Below are 15,492 nucleotides of genomic sequence, written 5' to 3' on the forward strand. Positions count from 1 at the left end.
GGCGGCGACGGCGCCGGCGCGATCGGCGGCCGAACCGGCCGTCATCCGTCGGCGGCCTGCGCGTGCGCGGCACCGGGGATCAACTCGAACACCGGATGGCGCTCGGCCTCGGCGACGAACCGCTCATCGGGAGAGTCGGGCGTGACGTCGAAGTACGCCCGGGTGACGGGGACCTCCCGCAGGTACTGCCGAAGAACCGGAACGCCGTCCTCGGGCGCCACCTCGGCGACGCGCAGAGTCTCCCGGTAACGCCCGCGGGCGATCTGGACCTCCCCCGCGGCACGGGCGTTGTGCACCCAGTTGGTGATGCCGTACGCGGCCACCAGCCACCGTTGGTCGCCGTTCCGCATCACGTCGACCGGGATCGAGTAGGGCCGACCGGTCTTCCTGCCCCGCACGGTCAGGACGTGCCGGTAGTCCTTGCCCAGCCCGAGGCGGGTCATCACCCGGAACACGATATTGACGAGCCTCGCGCCCGCTCCGACACGGTAGGTCTTGGCCATACGCTCCCGCCCTCGTGAAGTACGCAAAGGCGATCCTACGGTCAGGGACGCACGGGTCGTAATCGACGCCGGAGCAGTATCCCTAGGCGACCACCGAGTAATCGTTGCGAAGCCGAGACAAAAATTGAAGGAACCGAACATCGCCCGCAGTCGTCTAATGGTGATTGGCCATTAGAGAGGACAGGCCGTACGCGCGGCGACCACCGAACCAATCGTCTCCCGAGCCAATTAATTAGTGGCATTACCGCGCCGCGGTAGGTAAAGTCTTAATCCGCAACGGTGAAAGAGCGGACCGGCTTGGCGGCTTCGCGCTCCGCACCATTCCCGCTAGGTGGCCTGGTGGCGGATGCACGCTCCGCGCTCTCTTCACAACCACACGGTTGTTTCCTGGAGGAGCGCATGACCCTCGACTTCCTGCGTGTCCGGAACCGGCGCGTGCGCCGGCAGTGGGCGACGCTCGACGGCACCCGCGACGGTGCCGCCCCGGAGGAGAACCTCGACGGGGTCAAGGACCCCGACTTCCTCGCGCTCGGCATGGGCGCGACGAACATGATGGCGATGCTGTGGTCGCTGGCCCTCGGCCGGCGGGTCGTGGGCGTGGAGATGCGCGGCGACCCCTCGCTGGGCGTCCACTGGAACATCCGCGAGGACCTGTTCCACCACTGGGGCCTCATCGACAAGCTGATGCTGGAGCGCTACGGCGAGGAGAACCTCCCGCACCGCGGTGACGGCCGCCTGTTCAGCCTCGCGGAGTGCTTCTACGACCCGACCACCGCCGCCGGCGCGGTCACCGCCGACGAGGTGGTGACGGGCTTCCTCGACACGCTCATCGGCGAGCCGTCGCACATCGGCGGCCGTATCTTCCACACCGAGTTCATCGACGACCGCTACAAGGACGGCAGGCCCAACCGGGTCGTCACCGTCCTGCAGCCCCCGGAGCCGCCGAGCGAGCCCGACCTGTCCAAGGTGGGCCGTACCGCCCTGGAGGCGCTGGAGGGCCCGTCGACGTTCCAGTGCGCGGCGTCCGAGGTCATGGTGCTCATGCGCCGCTACCTCGAAATGATCGAGCAGATGGACCTCGAGCGCGGGGTCACGCCGCGGGTGCGCCTGTTCACCTCGCACCGGGTCGTGTCGACCGGCACCGATGAGGACGCCGGCTACCTCAGCTGGCTGCGGCGCGAGGAGGGCTTCGTCGACTGCCCCGACGGACGCAAGCGCATCCGGATCGAGGCCGTGCGCGAGCTGGACTACAACGGCAAGTTCCGCCGGGTCCGGGTGCCGGGCAGCAAGGTCATCGACCTCGGCGTGCCGAAGCTGTTCATGATCGCGCAGGGGTTCAACAGCACCGACGCGGAGCGGCTCGGGTTCAAGCAGGAGGACGTCAAGGTCGATCACCACGACGGGCGTGGCCCCGTCGTCGCCCAGGCCGACTACCTCGCCGGGCTGCTGGAGATCCTCGTCGACGGGCGGCTGCGCCGCCGTATCGCCTCGGAGTTCGACAAGGAGGGCAACGAGTACTGGGTCCGCCAGATCGCCGTCGGCCACCAGGACGACGCCGAGGTCGGCTGGATCCTGGTGCAGGTGCCCGACTACAAGACCTTCGACCCGATCCTGGCCGGGATCGTGGCGCCGGGCACGCACAAGAAGTCCAAGGAGTACCGCGCCGGCGTCCAGCAGCTCATGCGCGAGTTCTACCTGGAGCAGGTCTCGCTGATCATCGAGATGCCCGTCGCGGAGCTGGAGAAGGTCCAGATGCCGTACGGGCCGAAGCTGTTCAGCCTCGTGGAGAGGGCCGGCGTCGACGCCCGGGTGGCGGTCAACGGCGTCGTCGGCGGTGACACCTTCGGCAACGGGCACTTCCTCACCAGCGGCGGGGCCATCACCGGCATGGTGGGGCACGCCTACCGGGTGCTGAAGTACTGGGAGGCGATCGACGCCGGCGTCGAGCACGACGTGGCGATGCGGCAGCTCGCCGACGGCATCAAGCAGGACACCGACTGGTGGTTCCACGTCAGCGCCCAGGAGTTCAGCCAGGCCGTGCCGATCAACTTCGGTGCCGAGCGCATCGCCAAGATCGAGGCCGCGGCCGGCGGCGGCGACTCCATGGCGCGGGCGACCACCATCGACGCCACCCGCCGGCACCGCCACTCGCTGGTGCCGCTGGACCCGTCCGACTGGCGGAGGCTGCTCGTGCGCAGTGGCCGCATGCACGCCCTGGCCCTGCCGCCGATCCCGGAGACCCACCCCGACCTGCGCGGCCCGGACATGAGGCCCGCCGACATGATGCCCGCCGACGGGATGGCCTCCGACGCCATGCCCGGCGACGCGATGCCCGGCGACGCGATGCCGGCCGACGCGATGCCGGCCGACGCGATGCCGGCCGGGATGACCGACATGGAGGTCATGGGTCGATGAAGCTCGGGCAACCGAAGGGCGACTCGTTCGGCAGCCTGGCCGAGACCGTCCAGCCCCGCCGGCTCATCGTCGGCCGCTACCGCACCCTGCGGGAACGTCAACTGGCGCTGCTCGTCGTCTGCGCGGGCGCGCTCGCCATCGTCATCGACACCTCCGTGGTGAACGTCGCCCTGCCGTTCCTCGGCAAGGACCTGCGGTTCTCCGCCTCGGACCTGTCCTGGGTGGTCAACGCCTACGTCATCCCGTTCGGCGGGCTGCAACTGTTCGCCGGACGGCTCGGCGACCTCATCGGGCCGAAACGGCTGTTCATCGGCGGCATCGCGCTGTTCACCGCCGCGTCGCTGGCCTGCGGGCTGGCGCAGACCCGCGAGATGCTGATCGCCGCCCGGTTCGCGCAGGGCGTCGGCGGGGCGCTCGCCGCGGCGGTCGTGCTGAGCATCGTCGTGGCGATGTTCCCCAAGCCCGGCGAGCAGGCCAAGGCGATCGGGATGTACTCGCTGATCTCCTCGGTCGGCGCCGCCCTCGGCCTCGTCGTCGGGGCCGCCATGACCGAGGCGATCGACTGGCACTGGGTGTTCTTCATCAACCTGCCGATCGGCGTGCTGGCCATCGTGCTCGGCCTGCGGCTGCTCGACGACGAGCGGGAGGCGGGCGAGCGCGGCATCGACGCGATCGGCGCCGTGCTCATCACCGCCTGCCTCATGCTCGCCGTGTACACGATCGTGCAGAGCTCCGGCCCGGACGGCAGCGCCGCCCGCACCTGGGCGCTGGCCGGCGTGTCGGTGCTGCTGCTCGCGGCGTTCGTCGTACGGCAGGCCACGGCCCGCAACCCGCTGGTCCCGCTGGGGATCTTCCGGGCGCGGAACGTGTCGGCGGCCAACCTGGTCCAGGCGCTCATGGTCGCCGGGATGAGCGGCATGTTCTTCCTCGGGGCGCTCTACCTCCAGCAGGTGCTCCGCCTCAGCGTGCTCGAGGTCGGCTTCGCGTTCGTTCCGACCGCGACCCTGGTGGCGGTCTGCTCGATCAAGGTCGCGCCGAAGCTCATGAAGAAGGTCGACGCGCGCACCGTGCTGCTGCCCGGCCTGCTGTGCATCACGGCGGGCCTGCTGCTGCTCAGCCTGGCTCCGGCCGACGGCGACTACTTCACCGACGTGCTGCCGGCCATGCTGCTGCTCGGCGTCGGCGCCGGCATCGGCTACCCGTCGGCGCTCACCATCGTGCTCGTCGACGCGACGACCAGCGACCGTGGCCTGCGCTCCGGCCTGGTCAACACCACCCAGCAGATCGGCCCGGCGATCGGGCTGGCGATCCTGGCCACCGTGGCGGCGAACCGCACGGGCTCGCAGGCGGGCCACGGGCACACCGCCGCCGAGGCGCTCACCTCCGGGTACCACCTGGCGTTCCTCGTCGGCGCCGGCTTCGCGGCGGCCGGCATCGCCTTGACCCTGCTCCTGGTCAAGCCCGCCGTGCCGCGCAGCGCGCCGAACGTGCTCGACGCCACGCGCACCCGGCAGGCCAACGAGCTGGAGTACGTGGGCGTCACCGACCCCGACTTCCTGACCCTCGGGATGGGCGGCACCGGCATGATGGCGATGCTGTGGTCGGTGGCCATGGGCCGCCGTGCCGTCGGCGTGGAGCTGCGCGGCTCGCCGTACGTCTCGGTCATGCGCTGGACGGTGTCCGAGGACGTCTACCACCACCTCGCCCTGATCGACCAGATGATGCTGGAGCGGTACGGCGAGGAGGGCGTCCCGCGCCGCGGCGATGGGGTGCTGCTCAAGCTGGCCGACTGCTTCTACACGCCGTACACGGATCCGGGCTCGGTGCGCGGCGACGAGATCGTCACCGGCTTCGCCGCCGACTCGCACATCGGCGGTGTCGCCCGCCACCACGAGCACATCGACGACCGGTGGCGCGACGGCCGGCCGCACCGCGAGGTGTCGATGCCGGAGCAGATCAACCCGCCCGCGGCGGTCGACCCGGCGCTGCAGGGACGCCCGATGCGGGAGGTGCTCGACAGCCCGTCGAGCTTCCAGGTCGGCGCCGAGGAACTCCTGGTGGTGCTGCGCCGCTACCTCGAGGGCATCGAGGCGATGGACCTGGCGCGCGGTGTGCCGCCGCGGGTGCGCATCCTGGCCTACCACCGGGCGGTCGCGCCGGCCGACCGGGCCGAACGGTCGGGCTGGCGGCGCGTGCTGCCGCGGCGGCGGGTGCGCGACGAGGAGCCCTTCGTCGCCGGGCCCGACGGCCGGGTCCGCATCCGGGTCGAGGCCGTACGGGAGCTGGACTACAAGGGCAGCTTCCGCCGGGTCCGGGTCCCCAACAGCGAGATCGTGGACCTCGGCACCCCGCGCCTGTTCATGATCGCGCAGGGAGCGGACAGCCGCGACGCCCGCCGGCTGGGTTTCCAGCAGCAGCCCGTGTGCATCGACCACGGCGACGGGCGCGGCCCGGTTCCGGCCGAGAGCGACTACCTGGCCGGCAACGTCGACATCTACCTCGGTGACCGCATCCGGCACCGGGTGGCGTCCGACTTCGACGCCGACGGCAACGAGTACTGGGTACGCCAGGTCGCCATCGGGCACGAGGGCGACGCGCAGATCGGCTGGGTCCTCGCCGAGGTGCCGGAGTACGTGACCTTCGACCCGATCCTGGCCGGGCTCGTCCCGCCGGGCACGCCGAAGGGGTCCAAGCGGTTCTTCGCCGGGCACCAGTTCCTGCTCCGGAAGTACTTCCTCGACCAGATCTCGCTCATCACCGAGATCCCACGCGACGAGATGGAGCGGAACCAGCTGTCGTACGGGCCGAAGCTGTTCACCATCACCGAGCGGGTCGGGCAGGACGCCCTCGTCGCGCCCAACGGCGTGGTGGCGGGCGACTCGTTCGGCAACGGCCACTTCCTGCACAGCGGCGGGGTCATCACCGGGCTCGTCGGGCACGCCTGGCGGGTCCTGCGCTACTGGCAGGCCGTCGACGCCGGGACCGACGAGCGCACGGCGATCCGGCGGCTGGCCGACGAGATCAAGGCCGACACGGACGACTGGGTGGCGCACAGCGCCCCGCTGTTCGCCCGGCCGGCGCCGACGGCCACGGTCGCGCAGCCGCAGGAGATGGAGCGTCAGCGGGCCCTCGCCGAGGCCACCCGGTACCGCCGCTCCATCGTGCCGCAGAACTACCCGGACGAGTGGAGCCGGATCCAGCTGCGCACCGGCCGGATCTACGCGTTCAACCTGCCGCCGATCGACCCGGTCCCGCCCGCGCTGCGCGAGACCGGGGCGGATGCCATGACGGCGGACGCCATGACGGCTCCCGGCAGGGAGGCGGACCGCATGGCCGACGCCACCACGATGTGACCCGGGCCGGCGGCGGGCCTTGCGTCCGCCGCCGGTCCCACCGCCCGCGGCCGCCCGGCCGCGGGCGGCCGCGCGACCAGGGGAGGACGGCGTGACAACGAGCACCGAAGCGGGATACGGCCCCGAACCGACCGAGGACGACGTGCGCACCGAGTACGACGTGTGCGTCGTCGGCAGCGGAGCGGCCGGCGCGACCGTCGCGTGGCTGCTCGGTCGCGCCGGCCTGTCCGTCGCCGTCATCGAGCAGGGCGGCCACGTCACCGCCGACACCAGCTACGACGACATCCTCGCCGCCGCCGAGTCGGCCTGGGTCCGGCAGTCGAACGGCACGTGGGGCAAGGTCGGCTCCCCGTGGACCACCTGCAACGTCGGCGGCGGCACCGTCTTCTACGGCGGCGTGCTGTTCCGCCACCGCCCGATCGACTTCGACGCCGAACGGGTGCTCGGCCAGGCCGACCTGCCGCTGCGGTGGCCCTGGGGCTTCGACGAGCTCGACCCCTACTACACGGCCATCGAGGACCTCGTCGGCGTGGCCGGGCTCGCCGGGGCCGACCCCAGCATCCCGGCCCGCTCCGCGCCGTACCCCCTCGTGCCGGTGCCGACCTCCCCGGAGGGCGCCACGATCGCCGGGGCCGCCAAGACGCTCGGCTGGAACCCGTTCCCGACGCCGCTGGGCGTGCTCACCGACGCCTATCAGGGCCACCACGCCTGCATCGCCGACGCGCCGTGCATCTCGCGCACCTGCCCCGTCGGCGCCAAGGGCGACGCGGTCAACCGCTTCCTCACCCCCGCGCTGCGCTCCGGCGTACGGCTGTTCGCCGGCCTCAAGGCGGTCGCGCTCCTCGGCGACGAGCGCCGCGACGCCCACACGCTGCGCTGCGTGCGCGTCGACACGGGCCGCCGGCATGAGTTCCGCGCCCGGCACTTCGTCATCGCCGGGAACGCGGTGCAGAGCGCGGCGCTGCTGCTGCGCTCCACCACCCCGCGCCACCCGCAGGGGCTGGGCAACTCCCACGACCTCGTCGGCCGTGGCCTCTGTTTCAAGCTCAGCGAGTACCTCGTCGGCTACGGCCACCGCGGCGGCGACGAGCCGCCGCGCAGCGAGATCATGGGTCTCGGCCCGGTCTCCACGGCCGCCGTCACCGACCTGTACGAGGACCCGGTCGCCCCCGGCGGGCTCGGCGGCGTGCTGTACGAGGTACGGCCCGAGCGGACGTACCGCGTGCGCACCAACGAGCAGCTGCTGCGCATCGAGGCGCTGGTGCCCGACGAGCCGCAGCCGACCAACCGGGTACGCCTGGGGCCCGGCACCGACTGCCACGGCGTCACCGACATCGTCATGGACTACCAGGCGCACCCGCGGGACCTGGCCCGGCTGGAGTACATGCTGGGCCGCGGCGAGGAGCTGCTGCGCGCCGCCGGGTGCGGCGTCGTGGTGCGCGAGCCGTCCGGCTGGGAGCTCGGCAGCGGCCACCTGCACGGCACCTGCCGCATGGGCACCGACCCGGCGACCAGCGTCACCGACCCGGACGGGCGCCTCCACGACGCCGACAACGTCTACGTCGCGGACGGCGCGCTGCTGCCGTTCCCCGGCGCGGTCAACCCGACCCTGACCATCCAGGCCGTGGCGCTGCGGGTGGCGCACCGGCTGCTCGTCGACCGGTTCGCCGCACCGGCGACGCCCATCACCGAGCTGGTCGGTCCCCAGGCGACCGGGGTGCCGGAACAGCGCTCCAGCGCTCACCCAGCAGTGTCGCCACGCGGCTGAACGGCGCCGTCCGATACGTGTGACACCGTCCGCCGACGTGCACGTGGCGCACGTCGGCGGCGAGCCGCTCCGGCAGCTGCCGGTACACCCGGTGGACCAGGTGCCCGCGCGCGTCCTCCTGCGGCTCGAGGTCGAACCAAAGCAGGGCCAGGGTGCGCAGCGCCGGCTCGGTGGCGGCCCACGCCGCCACCGCGCCGAGCAGCACGTCGATCCAGTACCGCTGGAACGTACGCCGCAGCACCGGCACGTGGTCACCGAACCGGGCGACCAGGTCCTCCGTCGTACGGAACACCACCTCGTCCCCGGTACGCACGTCGGTGCCCTCGCCGCGGCCCTGGAACAGGTAGCCGTACCGGACCGCGAGATCGCTCTGCAGGCCGGCCAGGTACACCGTGTCGCCCTCCCGCACGCCGTACGCGTAACCGAGGAACCCTGGGCGGCCGGCGTCCATGAAGTTCCAGTCCGCCGCCTCGAACATGCCCTGCGGCAGCAGGTCGGGCTCGTCGAGGTGGCAGCGCAGCGTCACCGGCGTGCCGAAGCGCGGGAACCGGTCGCCGACGATGTCGTCGCAGACCCCCGTCATGGCGGTGACGGCGAACCGGACGCCCCGGTAGCCGAACGGCACGGGCGCGCCGATCGGGGCCGTGTCGTTGAACGAGCGCAGCAGCGCCCCCAGCGGCAGCCCGAGCTCCTCGGCGATCTCCTCCCGCGGCGCCGGATCGTCCAGCCACCGCGCCAGCAACGCCCGCCGCTCCCCCAGCAACGGATTCTCGGCGACCCAGCGCCGGTAGAACTCATCCGGCGCGGCCGCCCCCGCGTCGACGTCCGGCCGCGCATCGCACCGCGCACCGACCGGCACCGACCCCACGCCGGTCGGCGTCGAGCCGGCCGACATCGTCTCGACCGGTCTGGTGCCGGCCGGCGTCCCGTTCGCCGTCACCATCGCGGCCGGCACCGCGTCATTCGGCGTCGTCCTAGCCGACGTGGTCTCGGCCGACGTGGTCTCGGCCGGCATCGTGTCGTTCGGCGTGGTCTCGGCCGGTGTCGGCATCGTGTCGGTCACCGCAGTGCTCCGTCCATCGGCGTCGGATGCGCCGGCGCCGCCCGCCCGGCCTCCAGCGCGGCGAAATGTTCTCGGTGCGCCCGGGCGTAGGCGAGTTCGGCGAAGCAGTCGGCGTTGAAGTGGAACTGCGGCGGCTCGGCGAAGTCGGCGACGCTCGCCTCGATCCACGCGGTCGTGTCGGCCGCCACCTCGGCGGTCAGGGCCGCCGCGGCCCGCTCGGCCGTGATGCCCGCCGCGCGCCGTCTCCAGTAGCGGCGCACCCGGTTGCCGTGATGGAACGGCGCTACGGCGCGCAACGGGTGCAGCGGGTGCCCGCCCCCCGCCGCGTCACCCACCGCGATGATCCGCCCGGCTCCCTGGCCGGAACCGCCCAAGGGCCGGCCGGCCGAGGGCGGGTCGGCGGGCACGCCGGCCGAGAACAAGTCAGCCGAGGACAGGCCGGCCGGTGGCGGGTCGGCCGAGGGCGGACCGGCCGGACGCCACGCGGTCGCCGACACCAGGCGGGGCCGGTCGGGGCCGTCGCGAACCGCGCCGTCCAGCACCGCTTCCGGCCGTTGCAGCAGCTCGGCCGCTGCCGTCACGAACAGCCGGCGTACCAGCAGCCGGACCGCGTCAAGGTAGCCGGGCGAGCCGGGCGCGGCACCGGGCGGAACCAGCCCCGCCTCCACCGGGTCGAAGACGTGGTGCTCGGGCACCTGCACCGCCAGCCAGGCGGGCGCGCCGGCCGGACCGAGGCCCACCACCACCTGCCGGACCCGGTACTCGTCGTGGTCCTCGTCGAACGCGGGCGCGACCCGGCGGCGGCACTGCGCGCCCACCCTCAGGTCCAGGGCGCCCACGATGAGATGCGCGCGGGCCTCAGTGGGGCCGCGCCCGTCGCCGTGATCGACCACGAGCGGCGCGGTCCTGATGCCGCAGGCCCGCGCCGTGCTACCCGCCGGGTCGTCGTCGAGCAGCACCAGTTCCGGCCGGCCGAGGCCGACCGTGTCACCGGGATCGGCCCCCTCGCCGGGAGCACCCGGTTCGCATGTATCACCAGGCTTGCCGCGATCACCAGGCTCCCGGAGACCACCAGGCTCGCCCGGATCGGCGGAATCGGCGGGCCGCAACCGCACCCGCGGTGGGTGCCCGGAGCGCCGGTCCATCGCCTCCACCGCGGCGAGGTAGGCCCACAGCTCGGCGACGAGCAGGGCGGCGGGCACCCGCAGCACCGCCGGCCAGGTGGCGGTGACGGTGACGCGTGGCCCGCCGTCCGTCCACTTCTCGTGCAGTTCCATCGCGCGGCCGGCCCGAGTGGTATCCCACCGCAGCGCGTCCGCGAGCCGCCAGGGGGACCCATCGGCGCGGGTCGGCAGGCCGCCGGGACCGTAGCGGCGCAGCAGAAGCCGGTCGAGCAGCGCCAGATGCCGGTGCACGCCGACCGGCAGGCACCACATGGCGCCCGGACCGAGCAGCGGGTCGCCGGGCGGACCGGCACCGGGCACCCACACCGCGGACCGGCCCGCCGCGAGCGTCCACAGGATCGCCATCGCGCCCGCGCCGCCCCCGCCGAGTACTGCCAGGTCCGGCCGCTGCCGCATCGACGTCTCCACCCGTCTCCTTCCGGTCGCCTCATCGGCCGGCGCCCACTCCGACGACCGGCATCCGTCCCCGCATCGCCGCAGCCGCCGACACACACACCGGCGGCCGGTGACCCGGCACCGCCCGGCGCAGGGACAACCGGGCCCGCTCGGACGGCCGGCGCCCCGTACCGCCCGGCGCCAGGTCAGCCGGCGCCCGGCACCGCCCGGCGCAGGGACAACCGGGCCCGCTCGGATGGCCGGCCCCCACGCCGCGCGGTGCCGGATCAGCCAGGCCTATTCCGACGGCCGGCACCCCGCACCGCCCGGCGCCAGGTCAGCCGGTGCCCACACCGGCGGCCGGCACCCGTTGCCGTGCGGCGACGTCGGTGACGGCGGTGTAGACGTCCAGTAGGCGCCGGGTGACGCTCTCCAGGTCGTAGCCCGCGGCGCGCTGCGCGCCGGCCTCGCCCAGCCGCGCCGCCAGCTCCGGCGAGTCCAGGCACCGCTGGATCGCCTCGGCGAGGGCGGGCGGGTCGCAGGGCGGCACGATGAGCCCGGCGGCACCGTGCCCGACGACGGTGGGCAGCCCGCCCACGTCGGTGACGACCACCGGACGGCCCGCGGTGAGCGCCTCCAGGACGGTGCCGCCCATCTCCTCGTGCCGCGACGGGATCACCACGACGGCGGCGCGCCGCATCGTTCGCGCGATGTCCGGACGGTCCAGGTGGCCGCGCAGCTCCACCCGGTCCTCGATGCCCAGCCGCCGCAGCTGGGCCCGGCACCGGACCAGCTCGTTGCCGTCTCCGCACATCACGAACCGCGCGCGTACACCCTCGGCGATCAGGAGGGCGGCGGCGTCGACGTAGTCGGCCCAGCCCTTCTCCGGCGCGAACCGTCCGCAGTAGAGCACCATCGGCTCCGCCTCGGCCGCCGGCCCCGCCCCGGCCACCGGCTCCGCCGCCGTGATCGGCGCCGCCCCGGCGACCGGCTCAACCTCCGCCACCGGCTCGGTTTCCACGACCGGCTCGGCCCTGGTGGCCCGCTCGGCTCTGGCCGTCGGCTCGGCCTCGGTGATGTCGGCGGGGGCGGCGGGGTCCGGGCGGAAGTCGGCCAGTCGTACGCCGTCCGGCACCACATGGACGCGGTCGGGGTCGGTGAGGCCGAGGCCGAGGTAGGCGTCGCGGACCCGCTGCGTCAGCACCACGACCGCCTCCGCCCGGCGTATCGCGATCCGCTCGAAGTACCGCGCCGGCTCGATGAGCAGCCGGCCGCCCAGCGTCTCCGGGTGGAACGTCACCAGCGCGCTGCAGTGCACCGTGAGCACGAGCGGCCGGCGCAGCAGCCGCCGGGCGAGCACCGCGAACAGGAACGTCCACGGCAGCTCGCTGCAGTGCATGTGGATCAGCGAGTACCGCCGGTGCCGTCCGCGCAGGCGCTGTCCCGCGCACCAGGCGACGAGCGCGAGCCCCCACGACACCAGGAGCCCCACGTAGCCCTTCGAGCGGGTGGGGATCGGTGCCACCGGCGGGGACAGCAGCTCGAAGCGGGTGCGCTCGTCCCGCCGTACCGCGCGCGGCATGCCCGGCCGCCGGGGGAACACCACCGTCTGGCGGGTGCCCAGCTCGGACAGCTGCTCGGTCGTCTGCATGATCTGCACCTGCATGCCGCCGATCGGCTCGTACTGCAGCTCCCGGTGGGTCAGCTCGCGCCCGCCCAGGTAGTAGTACGGCGTCAGCCGCAGGACGTGCAGATCGGCCTCGTCACAGCTCCGCATGGTGCGTGCGGACCTTGTCCAGCGCCCGGACGATGTCGTCGACGTCGGAGGCGTCGCCGAGCAGCGCCGAGTGGTGGAACAGCAGCGTGGTGTCGCAGTACCTTTCGGCGCCGCCGTAGTCCCGGCCCAGGGCGCGGTCCCGGCCGTGGTCGTCCCACAGCGCCGCGAAGCGCCGCTTGGTCTCCGGCCGCAGCATGATGCTGCGGTGCAGCGGCGCGTCGGCCGGGTACCAGGTCATGCCCAGCTCGGCGATGAGCGCCTCGGCGACCCGGCCCAGCGGCACGTCGCCGAACGTGCCCGGCTCCACCTGGACGCCGTACTCGTAGATCGACCGGGCGTCGGCCTCCTCCGGCAGCGGCACGGGCGCGAAGCCGCCCAGCTCGGCCAGGCGCCGCTCCAGCTCACCGGCGATCTTCTCCCGGTGCTGGTGCTGCGCGTCGAGCCGGGGCAGCTGGTCGATCAGGACGGCGGCGGACAGCTCCGACATGCAGTAGTTGGCGCCCATGATCTCGCCGGCCTCGACCAGCTCCATCTCGCCGGCGGCCGAGCTCCCCTCCGGGTACCAGCGCGAGTCGGCGCGCAGCTGCTGGACCCGCCGGTAGATGCCCTCGTCGCTCGTGATGACCGCGCCGCCCTCGCCGCCGGTGAGCACCTTGCCGTTCTGGAAGCTGAACACGCCGACGTCGCCGTACGTGCCCACGGCGCGGCCGCGCCACCGGGCGCCGTGCGCCTGCGCGCAGTCCTCGACCAGCGGGACGCCCGCCTCGCGGGTGAGCGCGGTGATGCCGTCGAGGTCCGCGACGGTGCAGGCCAGGTGGACGAGGATGACGGCGCGCGTACGGTCGCTCAGTCCGGCGCGGATGGTGTCGGAGGTGATGCAGCCGGTGCGCGGGTCGGAGTCGACGAGCACGGGCAGCGCGCCGACGCGCAGCACGGCGGTGACCGGCGCGACCCAGGTCATGGCGGGCACGATGACCTCGTCGCCGGGGCCGATGTTCAGTGCCTCCAGGGCGACGAGCAGGGCGCTCGATCCGTGGTCGACGCTGACGCAGTACGGCACTCCGTTGTAGCGGGCGAACTCCTCGGCGAAGCGGCGCTCCCGCGCGCGCTCGCCGTCGCTGGGCCAGCTGATCGCCCACCGGCGGGACCGCAGCGCGGCGATCAGCTCCTGCTCGGTGGCCCCGTCGTACTGCGGCCACGCCGGCCAGGGACGGCCCTGGCGTACGGGGGTGCCCCCGGAGACGGCGAGTGCGCTCATGACTGTCCACCTTCCTGCTCGATCTCGAAGAACCGGCGCAACGGTGCGGCCTCACCGCTGTCCTCGAGGACCGCCCGGTACCGGCTCAGCGGCAGCGGCTCGCTCACCAGGGGCGCCAGCCGCACCGCGCCGGACGTGGCCGCCGCCAGCGCGTTGCGCAGCTGGCCCTGGCCGGACAGGACGCCGTACAGCGTCAGCTCGCGGAGCATCACCGTGCTGGGTTCAAAGCGGGTCGCCTCCTCGCCGGAGTAGCCGACGAGCACGTAGGCGCCGCCGGGACGGGTGGCGCGCAGCCCGTCGGGGAAGACGTCGGCCACGCCGGTGGCGTCGAACACCACCTCGGGCTGCTCGTCGTCCCAGTCACCGAGGGACGCCCGCGCGTCCAGCCCGAGTGTCGTGGCCAGCCGCCGGCGGGCCGGCATCGGGTCGACCACGCTCACGCGGGCCGCGCCGGCCGACGCGGCCAGCTGCGCCACGAGCAGCCCGATCGCGCCGCCGCCGATGACGCCCACGAGCCGGTCCCGTACGTCGGGGCCCCGCTCGCAGGCGTGCAGCGCCACGCCCAGCGGCTCCAGCAGGCACGCCTGCGCGCCGGACAGCTCCTCGGGCAGCGGTTCGAGCTGCTGCGCCGGGATCGTGAGCAGTTCGGCGAACGCGCCGGGCCGGGTGAAGCCCAGCTCGTCGCAGTCGCCGCAGAGGTTGAACCGGCCCGCCGCGCACTGCGGGCAGTTCCGGCACGGCAGGATGTTGTCCGCCACGACCGCCCGGCCGACCAGCTCCGGGCGGGTCGGCGCCGACACGACCCGGCCCGCCCACTCGTGCCCCGGGATCACCGGGTACTCCGCGTCGTGGAGGGTGCCGCGCAGCAGCCGCAGGTCGGTGCCGCACATCGCCACGTGCGTGACCGCGACCAGTGCCTCGCCCGGCGCGGGGACCGGCCGGGGCACGCGCTCGACGGCGTGCTCTTTGGGCCCGCGGACCACCAGCGCGAGCATGTCCGTTTCGCTCATCGCGCCCCGCCTTCCGTGAGGTACCCGGCGTCGAGGTTTCCGGCGTCGGGGTTCGGGCTGTCGCCGAGGCGGTGCACGAAGAACGCGCGGCCGTGCCAGCCGTAGTTGATGAACTCGCTGTAGTCGTAGAACCCGTCGGTCCGGGCGAAGCACTCCCGCAGCGCCCGGCGCATCCCGAACCGCGGGTTGGCCCGGTTGCAGTTGTAGTCGTCGAGCAGGATGACGGCGCCGTCGGGGAACAGGCGGTTCCCCAGCAGGTGGTCGAGCACCTGGACCGTGGAGGCGTACAGGTCGCAGTCCAGGTTGGCGATGGCGACCTCCCGCCGCAGCGGGTCGGACACCAGCGACTGCTCGAACATGCCCCGCACGATCGTCCAGCCGGCCTCGCCGAAGCGGCGGGTGAACTCGCGCCGCAGCATCTCCTCGGTGCCCGGCGGCGACGCGTCCTCACTCTCCCGCCAGTAGCCGGTGTCGACCACCTCGTACGAGATCGCGTCGACGTTGTTGGTGCTCTTCGGGAACCCGGCGAAGGAGTCGTAGACGTACATGTGCCGCGGGTGCAGCGTGGCGTAGAACTCGGTCAGCGCGTCGAACTCGACGATGAGGTCCGCCAGCAGAAGCGAGCTGAACCCTTCGAAGCAGCCGAATTCGGCGACGGCGCCGGGAATGTGGGAGCCGTAGACGTATTCGAATACGGTGCGGAATGCGTCGCCGTAAATCTTGGCGGCCCGCTGCTGATCGAGATATGTGGCATTGGTGACTTGCTCGGAGGTACGAATCGCGAAT

At 73.1% G+C, this 15,492-nt stretch carries 10 protein-coding genes; 3 read left to right on the forward strand and 7 right to left on the reverse strand.

The window, feature by feature from the left end; genetic code table 11:
- Positions 1-41 precede the first annotated feature (41 nt).
- Entirely contained in the window at positions 42-503 is a 462-nt protein-coding gene (locus NDW01_RS11645) for a nitroreductase family deazaflavin-dependent oxidoreductase (protein WP_252819730.1), read from the reverse strand.
- Positions 504-902: 399 nt separating this feature from the next.
- On the opposite strand from NDW01_RS11645, the gene NDW01_RS11650 reads away from it, so the two are divergent.
- The 3 genes from NDW01_RS11650 to NDW01_RS11660 all read left to right on the forward strand — a co-directional run bounded on the left by NDW01_RS11650 (position 903) and on the right by NDW01_RS11660 (position 8,039).
- The gene (locus NDW01_RS11650; RefSeq protein WP_252819732.1) at positions 903-2,918 is read left to right on the forward strand and encodes a hypothetical protein; all 2,016 of its coding nucleotides are present in this window, start codon (positions 903-905) and stop codon (positions 2,916-2,918) included.
- The gene (locus tag NDW01_RS11655; protein WP_252819735.1) at positions 2,915-6,271 is read left to right on the forward strand and encodes an MFS transporter; all 3,357 of its coding nucleotides are present in this window, start codon (positions 2,915-2,917) and stop codon (positions 6,269-6,271) included. The genes NDW01_RS11650 and NDW01_RS11655 overlap by 4 nt, the downstream gene beginning before the upstream one ends.
- Positions 6,272-6,362: 91 nt before the next feature.
- A complete protein-coding gene (locus NDW01_RS11660; protein WP_252819737.1) occupies positions 6,363-8,039 on the forward strand; it encodes a GMC oxidoreductase in 1,677 nt (558 codons plus the stop codon).
- On the opposite strand, the gene NDW01_RS11665 is transcribed toward NDW01_RS11660, so the two are convergent.
- The 6 genes from NDW01_RS11665 to NDW01_RS11690 all read right to left on the reverse strand — a co-directional run bounded on the left by NDW01_RS11665 (position 7,957) and on the right by NDW01_RS11690 (position 15,485).
- The gene (locus NDW01_RS11665; RefSeq protein ID WP_252819739.1) at positions 7,957-9,102 is read right to left on the reverse strand and encodes a hypothetical protein; all 1,146 of its coding nucleotides are present in this window, start codon (positions 9,100-9,102) and stop codon (positions 7,957-7,959) included. The genes NDW01_RS11660 and NDW01_RS11665 overlap by 83 nt on opposite strands.
- Positions 9,099-10,694: a hypothetical protein gene (locus NDW01_RS11670; RefSeq protein WP_252819742.1), complete on the reverse strand. Its 1,596-nt coding sequence runs from the start codon at positions 10,692-10,694 to the stop codon at positions 9,099-9,101. The genes NDW01_RS11665 and NDW01_RS11670 overlap by 4 nt, the downstream gene beginning before the upstream one ends.
- Positions 10,695-10,998: 304 nt before the next feature.
- Positions 10,999-12,438 carry a glycosyltransferase family 4 protein gene (locus NDW01_RS11675; protein WP_252819744.1) on the reverse strand — a complete coding sequence of 480 codons (1,440 nt, stop codon included), beginning with the start codon at positions 12,436-12,438 and terminating at the stop codon, positions 10,999-11,001.
- On the reverse strand, positions 12,425-13,696 hold the full coding sequence (locus NDW01_RS11680) for a DegT/DnrJ/EryC1/StrS family aminotransferase (protein ID WP_252819746.1): 1,272 nt from the start codon (positions 13,694-13,696) through the stop codon (positions 12,425-12,427). Before NDW01_RS11680 ends, NDW01_RS11675 begins: the two co-directional genes overlap by 14 nt.
- On the reverse strand, positions 13,693-14,706 hold the full coding sequence (locus NDW01_RS11685; RefSeq protein WP_252819749.1) for a zinc-dependent alcohol dehydrogenase: 1,014 nt from the start codon (positions 14,704-14,706) through the stop codon (positions 13,693-13,695). The genes NDW01_RS11680 and NDW01_RS11685 overlap by 4 nt, the downstream gene beginning before the upstream one ends.
- Complete coding sequence (locus NDW01_RS11690) at positions 14,703-15,485, reverse strand: TylF/MycF/NovP-related O-methyltransferase (RefSeq protein ID WP_308211680.1); 783 nt, start codon at positions 15,483-15,485, stop codon at positions 14,703-14,705. The genes NDW01_RS11685 and NDW01_RS11690 overlap by 4 nt, the downstream gene beginning before the upstream one ends.
- Positions 15,486-15,492: the final 7 nt, after the last annotated feature.

Origin of the sequence: Actinoallomurus soli (assembly GCF_024055715.1) — a bacterium.
GTDB classification, from domain to species: Bacteria; Actinomycetota; Actinomycetes; order Streptosporangiales; family Streptosporangiaceae; genus Actinoallomurus; species Actinoallomurus soli.